The 20,269-nt window shown below is 66.1% G+C and carries 16 protein-coding genes; 6 read left to right on the top strand and 10 right to left on the bottom strand.

All coding sequences use genetic code 11. The features are described 5' to 3' along the window. The first annotated feature begins 44 nt into the window (after positions 1-44). Entirely contained in the window at positions 45-1,643 is a 1,599-nt protein-coding gene (locus GX414_02880; protein ID NLI46033.1) for a hypothetical protein, read from the top strand. A gap of 27 nt (positions 1,644-1,670) precedes the next feature. On the opposite strand, the gene GX414_02875 is transcribed toward GX414_02880, so the two are convergent. Further along, positions 1,671-3,290 carry a GAF domain-containing protein gene (locus GX414_02875; protein ID NLI46032.1) on the bottom strand — a complete coding sequence of 540 codons (1,620 nt, stop codon included), beginning with the start codon at positions 3,288-3,290 and terminating at the stop codon, positions 1,671-1,673. 86 nt (positions 3,291-3,376) lie between these two features. On the opposite strand from GX414_02875, the gene GX414_02870 reads away from it, so the two are divergent. Beyond that, positions 3,377-4,981, top strand: a complete 1,605-nt coding sequence (locus GX414_02870; GenBank protein ID NLI46031.1) for a tetratricopeptide repeat protein — start codon at positions 3,377-3,379, stop codon at positions 4,979-4,981. Positions 4,982-5,924: 943 nt separating this feature from the next. Here GX414_02870 and GX414_02865 read toward each other — a convergent pair. From GX414_02865 to GX414_02830, 8 genes are all read right to left on the bottom strand, one after another. Next, positions 5,925-6,575, bottom strand: coding sequence for a riboflavin synthase (locus GX414_02865; protein NLI46030.1), 651 nt, complete (start codon positions 6,573-6,575; stop codon positions 5,925-5,927). Continuing rightward, positions 6,560-7,249, bottom strand: coding sequence for a (d)CMP kinase (locus GX414_02860; GenBank protein ID NLI46029.1), 690 nt, complete (start codon positions 7,247-7,249; stop codon positions 6,560-6,562). The genes GX414_02865 and GX414_02860 overlap by 16 nt, the downstream gene beginning before the upstream one ends. Next, positions 7,246-8,358 carry a histidinol-phosphate transaminase gene (locus tag GX414_02855; protein NLI46028.1) on the bottom strand — a complete coding sequence of 371 codons (1,113 nt, stop codon included), beginning with the start codon at positions 8,356-8,358 and terminating at the stop codon, positions 7,246-7,248. Before GX414_02855 ends, GX414_02860 begins: the two co-directional genes overlap by 4 nt. 80 nt (positions 8,359-8,438) lie before the next feature. Further along, positions 8,439-9,182 (bottom strand): rRNA pseudouridine synthase, encoded by a 744-nt coding sequence (locus GX414_02850; protein NLI46027.1) that lies wholly within the window; start codon positions 9,180-9,182, stop codon positions 8,439-8,441. A gap of 4 nt (positions 9,183-9,186) precedes the next feature. Further along, positions 9,187-9,843 carry an SMC-Scp complex subunit ScpB gene (gene scpB, locus GX414_02845; protein ID NLI46026.1) on the bottom strand — a complete coding sequence of 219 codons (657 nt, stop codon included), beginning with the start codon at positions 9,841-9,843 and terminating at the stop codon, positions 9,187-9,189. Beyond that, entirely contained in the window at positions 9,830-11,143 is a 1,314-nt protein-coding gene (locus GX414_02840; GenBank protein NLI46025.1) for a segregation/condensation protein A, read from the bottom strand. The genes scpB and GX414_02840 overlap by 14 nt, the downstream gene beginning before the upstream one ends. A 2-nt stretch (positions 11,144-11,145) precedes the next feature. Next, positions 11,146-11,814 carry a site-2 protease family protein gene (locus tag GX414_02835; GenBank protein ID NLI46024.1) on the bottom strand — a complete coding sequence of 223 codons (669 nt, stop codon included), beginning with the start codon at positions 11,812-11,814 and terminating at the stop codon, positions 11,146-11,148. 4 nt (positions 11,815-11,818) lie between these two features. Continuing rightward, positions 11,819-12,964, bottom strand: coding sequence for an acyl-CoA dehydrogenase (locus tag GX414_02830; protein NLI46023.1), 1,146 nt, complete (start codon positions 12,962-12,964; stop codon positions 11,819-11,821). An 89-nt stretch (positions 12,965-13,053) separates the two neighbouring features. Here GX414_02830 and GX414_02825 point away from each other — a divergent pair, with 89 nt between their 5' ends. Beyond that, complete coding sequence (locus GX414_02825; GenBank protein NLI46022.1) at positions 13,054-14,157, top strand: PilT/PilU family type 4a pilus ATPase; 1,104 nt, start codon at positions 13,054-13,056, stop codon at positions 14,155-14,157. 278 nt (positions 14,158-14,435) lie between these two features. Here GX414_02825 and GX414_02820 read toward each other — a convergent pair whose 3' ends face one another. Next, complete coding sequence (locus GX414_02820) at positions 14,436-14,711, bottom strand: RNA-binding protein (GenBank protein NLI46021.1); 276 nt, start codon at positions 14,709-14,711, stop codon at positions 14,436-14,438. A gap of 325 nt (positions 14,712-15,036) precedes the next feature. On the opposite strand from GX414_02820, the gene mutS reads away from it, so the two are divergent. The 3 genes from mutS to GX414_02805 are packed head-to-tail and all read left to right on the top strand — an operon-like array spanning position 15,037 to position 20,268. After that, complete coding sequence (gene mutS, locus GX414_02815; protein NLI46020.1) at positions 15,037-17,541, top strand: DNA mismatch repair protein MutS; 2,505 nt, start codon at positions 15,037-15,039, stop codon at positions 17,539-17,541. Between the two features lie 4 nt (positions 17,542-17,545). Then, positions 17,546-18,025, top strand: a complete 480-nt coding sequence (locus GX414_02810; GenBank protein ID NLI46019.1) for a nucleoside deaminase — start codon at positions 17,546-17,548, stop codon at positions 18,023-18,025. Continuing rightward, the gene (locus GX414_02805) at positions 18,010-20,268 is read left to right on the top strand and encodes a hypothetical protein (protein ID NLI46018.1); all 2,259 of its coding nucleotides are present in this window, start codon (positions 18,010-18,012) and stop codon (positions 20,266-20,268) included. Before GX414_02810 ends, GX414_02805 begins: the two co-directional genes overlap by 16 nt. Position 20,269 lies beyond the last annotated feature (1 nt).

Here is a 20,269-nt window from a genome sequence, read left to right as displayed (position 1 = left end):
CCGAGGATGCCGGGTTCGGCGGAACGGGCGAAGCGGGAGATGAGATGGGAGACTCCGCGTTCCAAACCGATTTGAACCAGCTGGTAACCTCGTTCTTCAAGTACCTGAGTGACGAGATCACCCCGGCCAACGCCCAGGACACCCTGCAGCTCATCCTGCGCACCGAGGGGAAGGGCCTCCTGGACCCGGCCCAGGTGGCCAAGCTCTGCAACCACTGGGCCGTCGGCCAGAACAAAAAATCGGGCATCCCCATCTACCAGTGCCTCGGCACCACCGTCCTGCGGATCTACCAAGCGGATTCATTCTGCTCCCTGCGCCTGTTCCAGCTGGACAAATTCATCCGGCCGTTTATCAACGAGCTGTACCGCCTCTGCCCGGCGGAGGAGCGGGACATTTTCAAGGAAGAGCTACCCAACATCAAGCGCCAGTTCCTCAAATCGCTCGAGGCGGAAACTCAGAAGGCCATGCCGGAATACGAGGTCCAGTTCCACGTGGACGACACCACCCAGGTCACGGAGGGCGAGTGGATCCAGATCACCGGCGAACGGTTCACCCTCCTCATGGACAAGCTGACCCCGGTCATCGACGACCCCGCGCTGGCCCCGGACGTCCGCCGGACCCGGGTGCACGAGCTGATGGAGGAGATCCAGAAGACCTTCATCAACATTATCCACGACCAGACCCTCAAGGAACGGCTCATCGCCTTGATCGAAAAGGCCCGCCTGTTGCTCAACCGGCGGCATATCGAGGCGGCCAACGAGATTCTCGGGTTCGTGGCCCAGACGGTGGATCAGCGCAAGGATCAGTTCTTGGAGCGGGAGGTTGCCAGCGTGCTCACGCTGAGTTCCATCGACACCTCGTTCCTCGATGAGTACCTCCGCGATCCGGAGCGGAAGAAGATCCTGAAGCCCCTGTTCTCCAACATTTTCGAGACCCGTCCCACCAATCTGCTGGGCAGCCTGGTGCAGGAGCAGGACGCCGAGGGGCGCAAGCGCCTGCTGCAGTTCCTGACGGTCTACGAGCCGGAGATCTTCTATCAGATCATCGCCGAGCTCCAGAGCCAGCAGCTGACCCGCTGGTACTACAAACGCAACCTGATTTACCTGCTGGGCCGGCTGCAGAAGCCGGCGGATTACCCGGTGCGGGACATCCTCGACATGATGCTCGCCTACATCCATCCGGACGTCTTTCCCGCCCTGACGCAGGAGGCAGTCCGCTGCTACCTCAACTACGACACCATGGGCGGGCTGCAGCTCGTGCTCCAGATCGCCACAGCGTCCCACGTCTCGGACGCCATCCGGCTGGAGAAGTTCTACAAACCGGAGGTGCTGGACGAGTTCAAGGCCAGCGTTCTGAAGGGCGCCGGCGAGTTCGATTTCTCCAAGCAGACGCGAGCCGTCCAGATGATCCTGGACGCCATCCGCCAGGAACTGGGCAAGGCGACCATCGTCATGGGCCGCGCCATCGGGGGGTTGAATCCGAAGATGGTCACCGGTCTTATCGAACTGCTGTCGACCACGCCGTCGCGCCAGGCCGAGGACGGTCTGAAGGGCATCGCGGGGGACTTCAAGATCGCCGTGGTCCAGACTGCGGTCCAGCAGACTCTGGAGGCGATGGCCCGGGAGCGGAAAACGTTCCTCTGAGGCGCGGGGAGGGGGAGACGCCCGGGATCACGGGCCGGAATCGGTGCGCCAATACTCTTCCGCAAAAACAGGCAGTTCGATCACGTAGCCGATGCCCTTGCCGGTTTCAGCCTCGGTGAAGATCACGCCGCCGTGGTTGCGGATAACGTTGAAGCAGAACGCGAGCCGGACACTGGCGTCTTCAAGCGGCTGATCCGAAACCTGGACGAGCGCCCGGACTTCCGGCATGTTCGACGGCTCAACGCCGGGGCTGCCGTCGGTGATCACGACCTGGACCATTTCCAGGCGTTTGAGCATCGCGATGTCGAGGATGCCGCCGCCGTGATCCTGAGCCATGGTCTGGGCGGCCAGCTCGATCAGGGTGCGGAACACCTGGGCGATGTTCTCGCGCTCAAGGTACAGCTCGGGCAGATCCGGCTCCATGTTCAAGTTCAGGGTCACGCCCAGCTTGTGGATCATGGGCTGGAGCTCGTCCGCCAGATGCTCGAGGAGAGCGTTCAGCCGGACCGGCACCTTCTCCAGAGGGCGGCGCTCGGCCGAGGCCACCAGGTTCTTGACGATGACGATGGCCCGCGTCAGCTCCCGGTCGATCTTGCCCAGGATATCCCGCGCCCCCTCGTCGTCGGCCAGTTTCCGGCCCAGCATCTGGATGTAGCCGGACACGGCGGCCAGCGGGTTGTTCAGCTCATGAGAGATCCCCTCGATCAGCGAACCCACCGAGGACACCCGCGTCTGTAGACGCGCCTGCCGGGCCATTTTCTTCTCGCCCGTGATGTCCTTGGCGACGATGATGGCGCCCTGGAAGCCCGACACCGGGTCGTGCAGCGGCGTGGCCACGAGGCGGATCACCTTGCCGTACGGATCGGCCAGCGGCAACTCGATCTCCATCAGTTCCTGCCCCTGCCGGCCCAGCCGGTCACAGATCGTCCCCTGCACCTCGCTGAACTTGTCAAAGAACGCGCCCTTCTCGAACTCGCTCAGATCGCCGAGGAAGGCCTTCCCGGACGGGTTCAGCAGGGTCAGGTGGAAGTCGTCGGTCATCAGCATGACGCCGTCGGCCAGCTTCTCCATCATTTTCTGGAGACCGAGGCCGGACATCCGGCTCAGGTCCCCGGCCTGTCGCTGCCGGCACTGCTCCAAGTTCAGCAGGCTGGAGATCACCCCCGCGATGACCGAGAAGAACTGGATCTCGTGCCGGGACACCCGCCGGTGGTTGCCGGCAGCCACATTGAGCACGCCCCAGACCCGGCCGGGGAGCCGGAGCGGCACCGCCAGGTGGGTTCGGATCACGGTCCCGGCCGCGGGACCGAAGCACGGCTCGAGGCGCTTGAGCGAGATGGGCTGGGCCGTACGGAAGACATGGTCCATCACCGCCGCCCGCAGCTCGGCATTCTGCTCGGGATCCACCGTGTCGCGGGCCACACCTTTGTGGGCGATGAGTTGAGCCGGTCCGGACTCGTCCGGCTGGTGGTAGATCCAGACGGCGGTGTAGTCGCGGAAGCTCAGGATCAGGTCGAAGATGCGCTCCAGGTTGATCTGGATGTTGTCCTGTTCGGCCACGTGCTGGAACACGTCCACCAGGGTGAGGAGCATCTCCTGATAGACGTACACGATGTTGCTGGGTGGGTTGCTGGCGTCTGAACCCATTTAAGCCGCCGGACGCGATCTTTTTCTTGACCCTGTTTGCAATTTTACTTAAAGTATCAATATCCTGTGACAGACGTTACGGTTTCATGAAGGAATCGCTGTTATTCGAAGAAGCCCTCGGCGAATTCGGGAAAGGACTCTACCACAAGGCCATCGCGTCCTTCCGCGAAGCCGCCGCCCGTGATTCCGAAGCCGAAGGCACTTACGCGTCTCTCTCTAAAGGTTTCATTCTAGAATGCTACAAGCTCCTTGGCATCAAATATACCTCACAACAACTGCACAAGCAAGCACTGGACATCCTGGACCAGGGGCTGACCGAATACCCGGACCACAGCATCCTGCTGCTTAACAAGGGGATCATTCTCAACAACTCCGGTAACTTCCCGGCAGCGGTGCGGGTGTTCGAAGCGATCTTCACCCGCGAACCCAACTTCCCCAGCATCCGGATCTGCCTGGGGATCGCCCGCCTGAATCTGGGCAGCCTGGACCGCACCGAAGAAATCCTGCACGACGCCATCGCGCTGCCTCCCTTCGATGCCACGGTCTATCACCTGCTGGCCATCGCCCGGTTCCGGCGGCGTATGTACCCTGAAGTCGAAAAGATGCTTCTGCGGGCCCTGGAATTCAAACGCCCCTTCCCCGAAGCCCAATTGGACCTGATGGCCGCCTACATCGTGCTTAAGCGCTACGCAGACGCCTTCCGGATCCTGGAGGAGCTGATCCCGTTTCTCAAACAGCGGAACCGCTTCCAGATCCCCCTCGGCTTCCTTGCCCGGCAGCTGCGGATGGACGCCGGTCACCCGTTGTTGCGCAAATACCCGTTACCCAAAAATGACAGCGACGTTTCCGAGGCCGCCGTGCAGAAGTGGGTGGACGAGCGGTTCCACAAGACCATCGAGATTGACGTGCAGGCCCTGCCCTTCCAGGACCCGGAGGGGGACATCATCCGCAACTCCTGGTTTCGCCAGCTCCTGGTGAAGCATTACCAGAACCTGCTGGTGGATGGCGTGGACCTGCCGGAGGTGTATTTCCGTCTGGGCCGGGAGGCCCAGCGCCTCAAGAAACACTCCGAGGCGCTGGAGTACTTCCGCCGGTGCCTGCTTCGCAATCCGAAATTCGTGCCCGCCAAGATCAGCATGGGCTTCTGCTACAAGGACTTGGGGCGCGCCGCGGAGGCGCTGGAGAAATTTGAGGAGTCATACCGCGACTTCAAGAGCATTCCCGAGACCATTCTGTTCAGCAACGAGTCGCCGGAAGATGAGCGGATCGGCTCGGAAAAAGCCGATCTGCTGCGCGCCGAGGTCCACATTCTGAACCTGGCCCTGGGGCAGAACCCCGGCTTTGCCGACCTGTATTACAACCTGGGCCGGCTCTATTACTACCTGGAGCAGCCCGACGAGGCGTACCAGAATTTCGAGAAGGCCTGCACGCTGAACCCCTTCTTCATCCGGGCCATCATCGGTCAGGCGCTCACGCTGATGCAGCTGAACCAGACTGAGAAGGCCAGCGCGCTGCTCAACTCGTTGACCACTCGCAACAACCTGTTCTGGAAAGTGGTATACAACCTGGCGAACTTGCACCGCGAAACCGGCAACTTCGCCCGGGCCCGCGAACTGCTCGAAGAGCTGCTCCCCCTGGAGAACGAGTTCGCCGCCATGGCCCGCGACCTGCTGGCCAAGCTGCCGTCCTGACACCCCCCACGACATGCGCGTGGCGCAGGCGTCCCGCGCGATCCGGATCCTACCGGAGCGCGCGCTCGATGAGACTGGTCAGGCTTCAAAGCGCGCCGTCAAGCATACCCCCTGCGTTTCACTGTTTACCGCTCACTGTTCGCACGGCATGACGCCGCTCCGGATCCGCACGCGGAGCGCGGTGCGGCGTCACACGACTCCGGTACCCATCCGCGGTCCGACGCCGGATCCCGCCGCGCCAGCGACAGTACGATTTCAGTCCTCACGGCCTCTGGCCGCGAGCTCGGTCACGGCACGATCGCGCAATACTCGCGTCATCGCCGTCTGTCACCTTCGCCGAACGCGGCCCGCGGCACGATCCCGCCGCGCCAGCGGCGGCGGGGTGTAGACCCCGGAGCGAAAGATCCGGGAAGGCGACGGGCGCGGGAGGGCAAAAAGCTCCACAGGAGCGGGGGAAGGCAAGGCCCGAGCGGCCCCGCAGCAAAGGTTCTTCCCAGACCCAACACGAACGCGGCGCGTGGATCCCGCCGCCGTTGGCGCGACTTCCCCTGTCTCTCAAAAAAAAAAAAAAAAAAAAAACCGGCGACCCGGGCCTCTCGGCCCGGGCTACATGCCTCGGCCGCTGGCGCGGCCTCAGGCGAAGCAGCGCCCGTCCGCCGGACGGGCGCCGCTACACATGGCAGGAGGTGGCGGGATTTCGATTGATCCTCGCCACCATGAGACGCTGAGCCTTGGGCGAACCACTCAACCGTGCCGAGGTGGCGGGCCGCGTCCGGCGGACGCGGCCTACGGCGGGCAAGTATCGATCGGGGGTGAACGAGATCCTGGGCTCGATGACGATTACGAGCACGATTACGAATTACGAGCGCGAGATCCCAACTCCTATCTCCGATCTCTTCACTCCTCACCGTTCACTATTTACTGTTTATTCTTCCCGCCCCGCTCAGGACAACAGGTCGCGCAGTCGGTCCATGGTGAGGCCGCCGGAGCCGTCCGGCTCAACGGGGGGGCGGCCGCCGGTCACATCGAGCCAGCGGGCCACATATTTGCCCAGGATGTCGAACTCGAGATTCACTTCCTGCCCCGGCGCCGCGGTGGCCAGGGTGGTGTTCCGGATCGTGTGGGGGATCAGGGCGATGCGCACGGCGCGCGCCGCCAGCTCCGCCACGGTGAGGCTGACACCGTCCACGGCGATGGCGCCGCGGGCCACCACCAGGTGGCTGAACCCGGCGCCGTACTCCACCGTCAGCATCCAGGAGTCGGCGGCTTTTTCCACCGCATGGACGCGGCCCACACAGTCCACGTGCCCCGTGAGCAGGTGGCCCCCCAGCGGCCGCTCCAGGGTCAGCGCCGTCTCCAGGTTGACTGCCTGCCCCGCCGCCAGCCGGCCCAGGTTGGTCTTGGACAGCGTCTCCGTCGAGATATCCACCCAAACGCGCTCGCCCTGCGTGCGCGTCACCGTCAGGCACACGCCGCTGACCGCCAGGCTGTCGCCCACGCGGAGCCGCGGCGCACAGCCGGGCGCGGCGAGCTGCAGCTGATGGGCGCCCGCGGCCGTCACCCGGCCCACTTCCTCGATCAATCCCGTGAACATGGGTTCCCCCGCCGCTGCTCCACCAGCGCCTCGATGCGGTCCAGCACCTCGTCGATGGTCAGACCGGTGGAGTCCAGGTAGTAAGCGTCGTCGGCGCACCGCAACGGCGAATCCTCACGGGTCTTGTCTCGCCGGTCCCGCTCCCGGATCGCCTGCCGGGTGGCGGCCATGTCGGTTCTCACTCCGCGGGCGGCGTCCTCGGCGCAGCGCCGGCGGGCCCGCTCCTCCTCCGAAGCATCGAGGTACACCTTGACCTCGGCATGGCTGAATACCACCGTGCCGATATCGCGCCCATCCATGACGATGCCGCCGCGCCGACCCAGCTCCTGCTGGATTCGGACCAGCACCCGCCGCACCGCCGGAATCGCCGACACCTTGGACGCCCCCTGGGCCACCTCGGGGGTGCGGATCGCGTCGGTCACGTCCCGACCGTCCACGCGGACGCCCACGCCGTCGGGCCGCGGCTCCAGCTCGATCCGCAGGGCGCCGGCCATGCGCGCCACCGAGTCGGGATCGTCCAGGTCGATCCCCGCCTGGAGGGCCCGCCAAGCGACCGCCCGGTACATGGCGCCGGTGTCGATGTACTGGTAGCCGAGCCGGCGGGCCAGCCGCTTGCCCAGCGTGCTCTTGCCCGAGCCGGAGGGTCCATCGATGGCGACAATGAGGCGTTTCATTTTCCGAGGCAACCCAGCTCCTTCATCGCGGCCTCGAACACGGCGAGGCAGCGCGCGTTTTCCTCCGGCCGCCCCACCGTGATCCGGACGGCCTCGGGGACCCCGAAGCCGCGCAGCGGCCGGACCAGCACACCCTGGCGCTGCATCTTGTCAAACAGCGTCTCGCCGGGGATGGCGAGAAGGACCATGATGAAATTGGTCACGCTGGGGACGAACGGCATATCCAGCCGCCGGAAGGCGTCCTGCAGGAAGTCGCGGCCGGTCCGGTTGTTCTGGATCGACCGGGCGACGAAGTCGTCATCGTCGAGGGCGGCGACGGCCGCCTCCTGCCCCAGGGCGTTGGCGTTGAACGCGAGCTTCACCCGGTTCAGGATATCGATCAGCTCGGGTGCGCCCACGCCGTAGCCCACGCGGATCCCCGCCAGGCCGTAAATCTTGGAAAACGTGCGCAGCACCAGCAGGTTGGGGTACCGGGCCAGCAGCTTCAGACCGTCCGGGTAGTCGGGTGCGTCGACGTACTCGAAATAGGCCTCGTCGAGCACCACCAGCGTCTCGGGCCGCACCTTGTCCAGAAACCGGGTGAGGCTGGATTCAGATAGATAGGTCCCGGTGGGATTGTTGGGATTGGCGATGAAGACAATCCGGGTCTGGGGTGTCAGCGCCGCCGCCATGGCGTCGAGATCGAAGCCGTACTCGCGGACGGGGATCCGAACCACAGGGTTCCCCATGTACGCCCCGCACAGGTAGTACATGACGAAGCTCTTTTCCGAAGTCAGGATCTCGTCGCCGGGCTTCAGGAAGGCGCGGCCCACGTTGACGATGATCTCGGAGGAGCCGTTGCCCAGACACAGCATCTCGGGACCGACTTTCAGTTTCTGACTGAGCTTCTCGCGCAGGTAGAACCCGCTGTCCTCCGGGTAGTAGTTCAGGTCGTCGAGACTCCGGCGGATGGCCTCCACCGCCCGCGGCGACGGGCCCAACGGATTTTCGTTCGAGGCCATCTTGATCACGTCGTCGAGGTGCAGCTCACGCTTGACCTCCGCGATGGGCTTGCCCGGCTGGTAGGGTTTGATGGTGAAGATGTGGGCGGGAACGACATCTTTCAACATGGCGCCTCCACGATGCATGGATTGGGTCCGGCTCACCGGGGACGTTCATATTGTATTAAAATTTTCCAGAATCACGAAAACTATTTCGGACGGGGCCGGCCCTTTCCGGCCGCCACGGGCAGCGACCGGAGGCGGCTGACCTCCGCGTCGGTCAGGGGGCGGTAAAAGCCCACGGGGAGCCCGGCATCGGTCAGGGAGCCGATGGCCACGCGCTTGAGCTGGAACACCGGGTGGTGGATGAATTCGAACATCCGGCGCAGCTGGCGGTTCCGCCCCTCGAACAGGGTGACCTTGAGCCAGGAATAGGAGTGGGCCTTCTCGCGGGTCTTGGCGATCTCGCACGGGGCGAAGCGTTCTCCGTCGATGGTGATCCCCCGGCGCAGTCGGTCCAGCTTGGCCTCGTCGGGCGTGCCCGCCACCTTGACCAGGTACACCTTGGGGCAGTGGGTGCCGGCCCGCTGGATGCGGTACGCGACCGCGCCGTCGTTGGTTAGGATCACCAGGCCGGTGGAATCGAAGTCGAGCCGGCCCACGGGATAGACCGGGATCTTCGACTTCACCAGGTCCAGCACCGTGGGACGGCCGCCGGGATCCGACACGGTGCACAGGTAGTTGCGCGGCTTGTTCAGGAGCAGATACACCCTGGCCGGCTCGGCCTTGAGGAGCTTGCCGTCCACGGTGACGCGGTCGGCGGCCCCGTCGGCCTGCGCCCCAAGCGCCACCACCCGGCCGTTCACCGCCACCCGGCCCGCGCGGACCAGCTCCTCCGCCTTGCGCCGCGACATGCCGAGACAGCGGGCGACGATCTTCTGGACGCGCTCCATGCGCTCATCCCTCCGCATCGAAGCCGGGGAGCAGGTCCTCCTCCGGCTCCGGCGCCACCGCGGCGCCGACGGTCCGGATCCCCTCAAGCTTGAGATCGAACAAATCCTTCTGGCGGACATGGTCGGCCTTGTCGCCGAAGATGTCCTCGAACTCCTCCAACGAGGGGAGCTCCTCCAGGGAGCCGAGGCCGAAATAGGTCAGGAATTCCCGGCTGGTCCCGTACTGCATGGGAGAGCCCAGCACCTTCTTGCGGCCGCGGGCGATGATGAGTTTCTTCTCCAGTAGTGTCTTGATCACCGCGGAGGATTTCACCCCGCGGATCTGCAGGATTTCGGGCACCGTCACGGGCTGCCGGTACGCCACGATGGCCAGGGTTTCCAGCGCAGCCATGGACAACTTGCACGCCGGGCGCTCCTTGAGGAAACGTCGTGCCTGCTCGTGGTACTCCAACCGCGTCGCCAGCTGCCAGCCGCCCGCCACGAAGCGCAACATCACGCCGCTACCCGGCTCGTCGTACCGGCGCTGAAGTTCGTTCAGGGCCGACTCGATGGCCCCGGGCTCGGTGCCGCGGAACACCACCTGCAGCTGATCCATACTCACCGGCTCGTCCGAGACGAACAGGATCGCCTCGATGGCCGCTCTCAGTTCAACTGGGTTCATGCGCTGCCGCCTTTCGGATGATCCAGATTTCAGAAAACAGCCCGTCCTGGCGGAGGCGCACGTCGCGCATGCGGGCCAGTTCGAGCAGGGCCAGCATCAGCACCACCACGTGGGTACGCGCCGGACTGAGGCGCACCAGATCGGTGAAGCGCAGCTTTTTCTTCTGCTCGAGCATCTCCCGAACCTGGGCGATTTTCTCCGCCACCGTGACGTTTTCCCGCTCCATCTCCAGAACGGCCCGTTCGTCGAGCTGGCGGAGCACGTTCTTGTAGGCCGCGATCAGGTCGAACAATGACACGGAGAGCAGTTCCTCTTCGGGCGGAACCACCTCCCGAATGCGGTCGGCGGTCATCACGCCCGTTTCGATCTGCTCCCGGGTATACAGCACCTGGGCGGCGTTCTTGAACTGCTCATACTCCAGCAGGCGTTCCACCAGTTCCTGGCGGGGGTCCTCGGCAACCGCCTCATCGCCCTCGGGGCCGGGTTCGGGCGGGAGGAGCATCCGGGACTTGATATAGATGAGCGTGGCCGCCATCTCCAGAAATTCACCGGCCAGGTTGATGTTGAGGTCCTGCATCAGCTCGATGTACTCGAGGTAGCGATTGGTGATCAGGGCGATGGGAATGTCGTAGATGTCCACCTGCTCCTTGCGGATCAGGTGCAGGAGCAGATCCAGCGGGCCTTCGAAGTCGGCCAGCCGCACCTCGTGGCTTTCGCCCCGGTCGATGATGGTGGGCTGGACGACCGGACCGGCTTCCGTCTGGCCGGCCGCGCCGGCGGCCGCGGGCTGGTCCGCATCCTCGGTTTCGCCGCGGCTTGCTCCGCCTTCGGCGACAGCCGTGGCAACGGCATCTCCGACCGGCGCGGCGGACGCCTCGCGGTCGCTGGCGGCGGGCGGGACCTCCGCGTCCGGCTCCTCCGCGGGCGCGCCGTCCGCCACGATGGCGGGCGCTGCGGGTTCCGACGACTCCGCAGCGGGTACCGCGCTCCCCATGACGGCCGGAGCCGCCGCGTCCCCGGTGCCGATCGCGGGGTCCACGCCGGCGAACGCCGGAAACCCTCCATCAGCGGTGACATCGGGGTGAACCGGTTTGCGGGCTTCCACCGGAAGATCGCCGCCGTCCGCACCGGCAGGCTCCACCGTGCCGGCGGTCTCTATCGCTGGCGCGCCCGTGAGGGAGTCATCATTCAGAATCGGTACGCGATCGACCGCCGGAGCGGACGCGGCCGTCCCGCCGGCTTCCGGCAGGTTCTCCCCGCGATCGATGAGGGTGGGCGGCATGTCGTCTCGATCGTCCATGGCTACACGACAGCGAACAGCAACCCGACCAGGTGCAGGACCGGGCTGATCACGATGCGGAGAATGCCGCTGATGAACAGCAGCATCAGGATGAAAAAGCCGAACGGCTGGATCTGCTCGTACACCGGCTTCAGCGAGGGCGGCAGGAAATGCTCCACGATGTGGCTGCCGTCCAGCGGCGGCACGGGGATCAGGTTGAACACCATGAGCATCATGTTGATGTAGACGCCGTAGACGAAAAACATCAGCAGCGGGTCGGCGAACATCTCCGGCAGCCGGTAGGCCGCCCCCGACAGCTTCAGCACCGCATACACGAGGAACAGCAGGCCGGCCAGGCCCAGGTTGCTCAGGGGGCCGGCGAGCGAGATCAGCATGTTGTCCCGCGACGGGCGCTGCAGGTGCAGCGGATTGACCGGCACCGGCCGGGCCCAACCGATGAGCGGGATCTGGTACAGGAACGCCATGATGGGGAAGAGCACGGTGCCGAACAGGTCCATGTGGGCCACCGGATTAAGCGTCACCCGCCCCAGCAGCCGCGCCGTGGAGTCGCCCATCCGGTCCGCCGTCCAGGCGTGGGCGCACTCGTGCACCGTGAGCGCCAGCAGCAGCACCGGGTAGCCCAGCAGGAGCAGGCCCCAATTGGCGTTGGCCAGAAAGCCGGAGACGTCCACGCGCCTACTCCTTCAGCAGCTCGCGGGCGATCACGAGGCGCTGGATCTCGCTGGTCCCCTCGTAGATGGTGGTCACGCGGGCATCGCGGTAGAACCGCTCCACCGGGTATTCGCGGGAAAACCCGTAGCCGCCGTGGATCTGGACGGCCTGGGCCACAACCTCGTTGGCCATCTCGGAGGCGAACAGCTTGCACATGCTGCTGTACCGGAAGATCCGGCGGTCCACGTCCCCCTTGCGGCTGGCGGCGTACAGCACCAGCAGCCGGGCGGCCTCGATCCGCGTGGCCATGTCGGCCAGCTTGAACTGGGTCGCCTGAAAACCAGCCAGCGGCTGGCCGAAGGCCTCGCGGACCTTGGCGTAGCGCAGCGCCTCCTCAAAGGCACCCTGGGCGATGCCCACGGCCTGGGCGCCGATGCCGGTGCGCGACGCGCAGAGCACCGAGAGCGCCACCTTGAGGCCGTCGCCCTCGTTCCCGAGGCGGTTGGCTGCGGGAATGGCGCAGTTGTCCAGCACCAGCTCGGAGGTCTTCGAGGAGCGGAGCCCCATCTTGTCCTCGACGGTGCCGGACTGGAATCCCGGGGTGCCGGCCTCCAGGATGAAGGCGCTGATGCCCTTGGAGCCAAGGCCGGGGTCGGTCACGGCCATGAGGACGATGGTATGGGCCACCGGACCGTTGGTGCACCACGCCTTGACCCCGTTGACAATGTATCGGTCGCCGTCGCGGACGGCGCGGCACTTGAGGTTGGCGGCGTCCGAGCCGGCCTGCGGCTCGGTCAGGGCGAAGGCGCCCAGCGCCTCGCCGGTGGCCATGGGCGGCAGGTACCGGCGCTTTTGCTCGTCGGTGCCCCACCGCACGATGGGATAGGCGCCCACCGAGTTGTGCACCGCCACCGTGACCGCCAGGGATGCGTCAACCCGCGCCAGCTCCTCGATGACCAGGGCGTAGGCGATCGGGTCGATGTCGGCCCCGCCGTATTCGGCCGGAATCACCGCGCCCATGAGGCCCATGCCGCCGAGCTGCTTCAGCAGGTCGGCGGGAAATTCGCTGTCGCGGTCACGCGCCGCCGCGCCGGGGCGGACTTCGTGCTCGGCGAAATCGCGAACGGTGTTCCGGATCAGTTCCTGGTCGTCAGTGAGTTCGAAACGCAACCGCCGCCTCCTAAAAATCTTCCCTCCAGATGGGGCGTTATTCTATCATAGGCACAACACGTTTTCATTGCCGAATTGTGGGTGCGCCGATGGAAGACGTCGTGCAAGTGTTCAAGGCTGTCCTGAAGAAAGCGCTGGAAGTGGAGGCCTCGGACGTTCATCTCTGCGTTGGATCGCCGTGGAAGTACCGCATCCACGGCCACGTGGTTCCCATCAAGCAGCTGCCGGCGCTCAAACCGGCCGACACCGAGGCCATCGCCCGTCACATCCTCAGCATCACCAGCCTGGTCCACCCGGACGATCTGGATCGCTACATCTTCGACTTGAAGGACACCGATTGCTCCTACTCCCTGCCGGGCGTGTCCCGCTTCCGGGTCAACATCTGCCGCCAGCGGGGCACCTTCTCCATCGTGCTGCGGCTGATCCCGTTCAACGTGCCCACCATCGAGACGCTGGGGCTGCCCGAGGTGGTGCGCACCATCGCCCGGGAGGAGCGCGGCCTCGTGCTCGTGACGGGGATCACCGGCAGCGGCAAGTCCACGACGCTCGCAGCCATGATCAACGACATCAATCAGTCCAAGCCGTGCAAGATCGTGACCATCGAGGACCCGCTGGAATACCTGCACCGCGAGAACATGGCGTCGATCATCCAGCGCGAGGTGGGCTCTGACACCGAGAGCTTCGGCAAGGCGCTCCGGGCGTCGCTGCGCCAGGATCCCGACATCATTCTCGTGGGCGAGATGCGCGACCGGGAGACCATCGACATCGCCCTGAAGGCGGCCGAGACCGGCCACCTGGTGCTGAGCACCCTGCACACGATGGACGCCCCCAAGACCATCCAGCGCATCGTCAGCGTGTTCGAGCTCAGCGAGCAGAAAACCGTCCGCCTCCGGCTGGCCGACTCCCTCATCGCGGTCATCTCCCAGCGGCTGCTCCGGCGCAAGGACAAGGTGGGCCGGATCGCGGTGCTCGAGGTCATGCGGACCACCCTGACGATCAAGGATTTCATCGAGAATCCCGACAAAGAGGGGAGCATCAAGGATTTCATCGCCACCGGCCGCGACCAGTACGGCATGCAGACGTTCGACCAGCATCTGATGGAGCTGTACCGGGCCGACATCATCGACTTCGAGACGGCCAAGAGCGCCGCCACCAGCGCCGCCGATTTCGAGCGCAACGTGGCGTTCACTTGAGGCGCGGGCGCCCGGTCCATCCGGACGGATAGGGTTCGGAGCAGGGCTCCGGTCCGACTGACAACCTGACGTGTCCCCGAATTGCAACGCAGACAGGCCCGGCCCCCGGTCGAACGCCGCCGCCGCCGCCGGAGTGCCGGCGCCGAAATAGGCGGCGGGCCGGCGAGAACCGCCGGCCCGGGGCCGCACAAACGCAAAAACCCGCCCAAGGGGCTTGCGCCCCCTGGCGGATTCGAATTAGCGGTTGCGGTGGTTAACGCTCGAAGGTATCGGCGGGATTACCAACGCCGCGGCCGCGGACCGGCATCATTCCGGCGGGGCTGCGCTTCGTTCACCTTGATGGGGCGACCGTCGAGGTCGGTTCCGTTCAGAGCCTGGATCGCGGCCATGGCCTGTTCATTGTTCGGCATGGTCACAAAGCCGAACCCGCGGGGGCGACCGGAGTCCCGGTCGGTGGGGATGGCCACTTCTTCCACGTCGCCGAACGCCGCGAACTTTTCGCGGAGCCGGTCTTCGTTGGTCGAGTAGCTCAGGTTACCCACGTAGATCTTCATGTCACTTCTCCTGTGCGTGAGGCCACGGCGGCTGATAGCTGACGCGGACGTCACAAAAATGGTCTGGCGTGCCCTCGTGGGGTCTGCGCCGGTGGAATTATACACATTCCGATCGAAAACCCAAGAAAAAAATTCACGAAATTAAAATTTTTTTAGACTCCTTTCCGCGCCCGTCCACAGGGATTTCGGAACTCGGGGGCCGACCGGTGTCCGCCGCGCGCGACCACCCCGGTGACGGAACGAATCCACGGTCCGGAAAAATCGACCATCCCCTCGTCATGGGGCTCTGGTACAATAGCGAGTCGCAAACCAGGAGCGCCCGGCGATGACCGACAACCTGACCCCGATGATGCGCCAGTACCACGACGTCAAGCGGAAGCTGCCCGGCAAGATCATCCTGTTCCGCTTGGGCGACTTCTACGAGATGTTCTTCGAGGATGCCGTCGTCGCCGCCCGGGAGCTCGAAATCACCCTCACCTCCCGCAACAAGGACAAGCACGGCCAGCCCATCCCCATGTGCGGCGTGCCTCACCATGCCGTGGACGGCTACGTCGCCCGCCTCATCAAGAAGGGGTACAAGGTGGCCATCTGCGACCAGCTCGAGGAACCCCGTCCGGGCAAGCTGGTCAAGCGGGAGGTCACCCGGATCATCACGCCCGGCACCGTCACCGAAGACGTGATGCTGGAGCCGAAGGACAACAATTTCATCGCCTGCGTCTTCCAGCGCGGCGACGGCTTCGGCGCCGCCTTCCTCGACGTGAGCACCGGCGACCTGCTGGTCACCCAGCAGACCGACGGCGAGACGGCCGCCCGGCTCGTGGTGGAGCTCAACCACTTCCAGCCCTCCGAAATCCTGTTTCCCAAGGCCAATGCGCCCCTCTTCCAAACCGAAACGTTCGGCGCCATCCTGGACCGGTCGGCCCTGAGTGAACAGGACGACTGGCTCTTCCACATCGAGTTCGCCCAGCGGGTGTTCCTCGACAGCTTTCGCGCGGCCGCCCTCGACGGGTTCGGCCTCGCCGGCAAGGAACTGGCCGTGAGCGCCGCCGGCGTCCTGCTGCACTACGTCCAGGACGCCAACAAGCTGCCCATGGAACACCTGCTCGCCTTCCAGTATTTTGAAGCGGCGGACTTCCTCAAGCTGGACACCGAGAGCGTCACCAACCTGGAGCTGGTCCGCGCCCTCGACGGCGGCACGAAGCACACCCTGCTGCACACGCTGGACTTCACCGGTACGAACATGGGCGGGCGGATGCTCAGGAACTGGATCCTGCGGCCGCTGATGGATCCGGCGCACATCGCGGCGCGCCAGGGCGGCGTCGCCGAGCTGGCAGGCGGGTACCACCTCCGGCAGCGCCTGCAGGCATGCCTCGGCGAGATCCAGGATGTGGAGCGCCTGCTGTCCAAGATTTCGGCCGGCATCGCCCGGCCGCGGGACCTGCTGGCGTTGCGCGCCTCGCTGGGTCAGTTTCCGCTGTTCCGCGAGCTCGCCGCGCAGCTCCAGAGCCCCGTGTTCCGGGACGCCGTCGGACGGTTCGATCCGCTGGCCGATGTCCACGACCTGCTGCAGCGCGCCATCCACGACAACCCGCCCCCGACCATCAACGAGGGGGGCGTGATCCAGTCGGGCTACTCGGCCGAGCTGGACGAGCTGCGCGAGATCTCGCGCGGCGGCAAGCACTTCATCGCCCGGTTGGAAGCCCAGGAGCGGGAGCGCACCGGCATCGGCACCCTGAAGGTGGGCTACAACCGCGTCTTCGGCTACTACATCGAAGTCACTCGGGCCAACCTGGCGGCGGTGCCGGCCGCGTACATCCGCAAGCAGACCCTGGCCAACGCCGAGCGCTTCATCACCGAAGAGTTGAAGGAGTACGAGGAGAAGGTGCTCTCCGCCGAGGAGCGGATCGTCCGGCTGGAGCGGGAGCTGTACGCGGACATCCGGCAGCGCCTGATGGAGCAGTTCCCCCGGATCAAGGCGTCGGCCCAGGTGATCGCGTTGGTGGACGTGCTGGCCTCGCTGGCCGAAGCGGCGGTGCGCCACCGCTACCAGCGGCCGCTGGTGGACGACTCGACCGTCATCCAGATCTCCGGCGGCCGCCATCCCGTGATCGAGCACATCGAACCCGCCTTCATCCCCAACGACTGCCTGCTCAACGACGCCGACCACCAGCTGGTGATCCTCACCGGGCCCAACATGGGGGGCAAGAGCACGTACCTGCGCCAGACCGCACTCATCGCCATCCTGGCCCAGATGGGCTCGTTCGTCCCCGCCGAGTCCGCCCGAATCGGCCTGGTGGATCAGATTTTCACCCGCGTGGGCGCCTCCGACAACCTGGCCCGCGGGCGATCCACCTTCATGGTGGAAATGGTGGAGACCGCCGGCATCCTGCACACCTGCACGCCGCGCAGCCTGATCCTGCTCGACGAGGTGGGCCGGGGCACCGCCACCTTCGACGGGCTGTCCATCGCCTGGGCCGTGGCCGAGTACCTGCACAACACGCCCGCCCACCGGGCCCGGACGCTGTTCGCCACCCACTACCACGAGATCACCCGCCTGGCCGCCCTCTACCCGGGCATCCAGAATTACTGTGTCACGGTCAAGGAGGGGATGGGCGAGATCGTGTTCCTGCGCAAGGTGGTCCCGGGCACCGGCAGCCGCAGCTACGGGATCGAGGTGGCCCGGCTGGCGGGCATGCCGCCGGCGGTGCTGGAGCGGGCCGGATCCATACTCAAGAAGCTGGAACGCAAGGAAATCGACCTGGCCGCCTCCCCGCGCGGCAAGGGTTCAGAGGATGAGATCATTGCCGAGATCCAAAAGCGGTTGTTCTGAGTGGATGGCGGCCGCCCTGGCCGAGGCGCAAGCGGCCGCCCGGGAGGGCGAGGTCCCCGTGGGCTGCGTTGTCGCGCTCGACGGCCGGGTCATCGCCGCCGACCACAACCGGACCATCCAACTCGGCGATCCCACCGCTCACGCCGAAATTCTGGCCATCCGCCGTGCCGCCGCCGCGGTGGGCAACCATCGCCTGACCCGGTGCGAGCTGGCGGTGACGCTGGAACCGTGCGCCATGTGCGTGGGCGCGTGCGTGCAGGCCCGCCTGCATCGGGTGATCTACGGCTGCGCCGATCCCCGCTGGGGGGCGCTCGGCTCCCGGCTGGACCTGGGTCGCCCGGGACTTTTCAACCACGATCTGGCCGTGGCGGGCGGGATCTTGGCCGACGCGTGCCGGGAGTTGCTGCAGGAATTCTTCCGCAGCCGCCGCGGTCGCCGCCCGACCGACGAGTCGTCCAAGGATGGGCCATGCGCATCATTCTGAAGATCCAGCCGCACCGCCTGATCAAGTACGCCTTCCTGCTGGCGCTGGCGGCTGCGATCGTGGCGGCGGGCGCCGGCCTCTATCTGTACAGCCATTATGCCCGCCTTGTGGACAAGGCGCTGCTCGTCCGGCCGTGGGATCGGACCCCCACCGTCTACAGCGCGCCCACTCGGCTCTTTCCCGGTCAGCGGCTCACGGCGTCGGCCTTGGCCAACCTGCTTTACCGCCGGGGGTACCTTCGGTCGTCCCGGCTGGACCGACCGCCGGTGTTCACCGTGGCCATGGACGGACGCTCCGTCACCATCGCCAACGAGCGCGACTGGGCGGATCTGCAGCCGACACCGCCGGTTCCCGTGCGGGTGGAGTTCGCGGAGGATCGGATCGCCCGGATCGTCCCGGCCGCCGGCGCGCCTCTGCCGGTGTTTCACATCCGGCCGGCGGTGCTGGCCGCCCAGCAGGCCGGCCGGCGCCGGGCGCGGGTGCCGTTCGGCGAGCTGCCCCAGAACCTGGTCTACGCGGTCCTCGCAGCCGAGGACCAGCACTTCTTCACGCACGGCGGCATCGACTGGCAGGGCATCCTGCGCGCATTCTTCCGGAACGCCCAGGCCGGCGGCATCCGGGAGGGCGGCAGTACCATTTCCCAGCAGTTGTCTAAAAACCTGTTCCTGACGACGGAGCGGACGGTCAACCGCAAGTTTTCCGAGGCGATGATCGCCCTGATCCTGGAGACGCGGCTGTCCAAGGAGCAGTTGTTCGAAATTTACGCCAACGACGTGTACCTCGGCCAGTGCGCCTCGTTCTCGGTGTACGGCCTGGCCGAAGCGGCCGAACTGTACTGCAGCAAGAGCGTCCGGAACCTGGATCTGGCCGAATGCGCGCTCCTGGCCGGCCTGATCCGCTCGCCCAACCAGACCCAGCCCCTCCGCCACCCGGAGGCAGCCCGCCGCCGGCGCGATCAGGTGCTGGCGGCCATGGAGGACGCCGGTTTCATCCTGCGTCCCGAGCGCGCCGCCGCGGCCGCCCGGCAGCTGCCCACCGCCAACACCACCCTGCTCGGCGCGGTCAAGGCACCCTATTTTCTGGATTACCTGGCCGCCCGATCCGCCCCCGTCCCGGCGCCGGACGGGACCGCCCCGGTGGTGATGACGTCCCTCAACCTGGAGCTGCAGCAGGTCGCCGAGACGGCTCTGACGGAAGGATCCAACCGGGTCCGCGCCGTCCTGCGGGGCAAGTACCCCGACGAGCCGGCGGACTCCTTCCAGGCGGCGTTCGTGGTACTGGACGCCGCCAGCGGGGAGATCCTGGCCATGACCGGCGGTCTCGAATACACCGCGTCCGCCTTCAACCGGGCCGCATCGGCGCGCCGCCAGGCCGGCTCCGTCATCAAACCGTTCATCTTCGCCCGGTTGCTGGACCTGGCCCGCCGGCCGTCCGGCCCCGTGCTCACCGCCGCCAGCGTCGTGGTGGACCGGCCGTGCACCATCCGCTACGGCGGCCGCGCCTACCGGCCCCACAATTACCGCAACCAGTATCACGGCGCGGTGACCATGAAGACGGCGCTGGCCAAGTCACTCAACGCGGCCACGATCCTCTTCGCCCAGCAGGGCGGCTTCCCGCAGGTGGCGGAAGCGGTCAATCGGCTCGGCTTCTCCGGCCGCGCCGTCCCCTACCCGTCCACCGCCCTCGGTACGGTGGACGTCTCGCCGCTGGAGGTGGCCGCCGCGTACACCGTGTTCCTCAACGGCGGACGCCGGCTGCCGCCCAGCCCCTGGCGCACCGGCACCGCGGCCCGTCCGGCCGGCGGACCGGCGGTTTTCAGCCCGGAATCGGCCTTCATCGTCCTCGACATGATGCAGGCGGCCGTGGCCCGCGGCACCGCTCAGAACATCGGCCGGCAGGGCATCACCTGGCCCATGGCCGCCAAGACCGGCACGGCCCGGGACGGATGGTTCGTGGGCCTGACCGGCAACCTCATCGGCTGCGCCTGGATGGGCTATGACGACCGCCGCGAGTTCCCGCTCAGCGGCGGCGAAAGCGCCCTGTTCATCTTCACGGAATTCCTCAGCCGGGCCGGCGACATGTACCCGGTCGCCCCACTGGCCCCGGAGCCTCCCCCCGGGTTGACGGCGGGCACGGTGTGCCCCGTCTCGGGGCGTCTGGCCCGAGCCGGCTGTCCGTCGCCTGAGACAAGCTGGTTCGTCGCCGGCACCGAACCCCGAGAAACTTGCCTTTCAACGCATTAAG

The sequence above is a fragment of the Acidobacteriota bacterium genome (assembly GCA_012517875.1).
Lineage (GTDB): Bacteria > Acidobacteriota > JAAYUB01 > JAAYUB01 > JAAYUB01 > JAAYUB01.
This window is presented reverse-complemented; position numbering and strand designations above follow the sequence as displayed.

Excerpts from the sequence above, each read along its gene's own strand:
- GX414_02880 (NLI46033.1), top strand. The coding sequence starts at position 45 with ATGGGAGACTCCGCGTTCCAAACCGATTTGAACCAGCTGGTAACCTCG.
- GX414_02875 (NLI46032.1), bottom strand. The coding sequence starts at position 3,290 with ATGGGTTCAGACGCCAGCAACCCACCCAGCAACATCGTGTACGTCTAT.
- GX414_02870 (NLI46031.1), top strand. The coding sequence starts at position 3,377 with ATGAAGGAATCGCTGTTATTCGAAGAAGCCCTCGGCGAATTCGGGAAA.
- GX414_02865 (NLI46030.1), bottom strand. The coding sequence starts at position 6,575 with ATGTTCACGGGATTGATCGAGGAAGTGGGCCGGGTGACGGCCGCGGGC.
- GX414_02860 (NLI46029.1), bottom strand. The coding sequence starts at position 7,249 with ATGAAACGCCTCATTGTCGCCATCGATGGACCCTCCGGCTCGGGCAAG.
- GX414_02855 (NLI46028.1), bottom strand. The coding sequence starts at position 8,358 with ATGTTGAAAGATGTCGTTCCCGCCCACATCTTCACCATCAAACCCTAC.
- GX414_02850 (NLI46027.1), bottom strand. The coding sequence starts at position 9,182 with ATGGAGCGCGTCCAGAAGATCGTCGCCCGCTGTCTCGGCATGTCGCGG.
- scpB (NLI46026.1), bottom strand. The coding sequence starts at position 9,843 with ATGAACCCAGTTGAACTGAGAGCGGCCATCGAGGCGATCCTGTTCGTC.
- GX414_02840 (NLI46025.1), bottom strand. The coding sequence starts at position 11,143 with ATGGACGATCGAGACGACATGCCGCCCACCCTCATCGATCGCGGGGAG.
- GX414_02825 (NLI46022.1), top strand. The coding sequence starts at position 13,054 with ATGGAAGACGTCGTGCAAGTGTTCAAGGCTGTCCTGAAGAAAGCGCTG.
- GX414_02820 (NLI46021.1), bottom strand. The coding sequence starts at position 14,711 with ATGAAGATCTACGTGGGTAACCTGAGCTACTCGACCAACGAAGACCGG.
- mutS (NLI46020.1), top strand. The coding sequence starts at position 15,037 with ATGACCGACAACCTGACCCCGATGATGCGCCAGTACCACGACGTCAAG.
- GX414_02810 (NLI46019.1), top strand. The coding sequence starts at position 17,546 with ATGGCGGCCGCCCTGGCCGAGGCGCAAGCGGCCGCCCGGGAGGGCGAG.
- GX414_02805 (NLI46018.1), top strand. The coding sequence starts at position 18,010 with ATGCGCATCATTCTGAAGATCCAGCCGCACCGCCTGATCAAGTACGCC.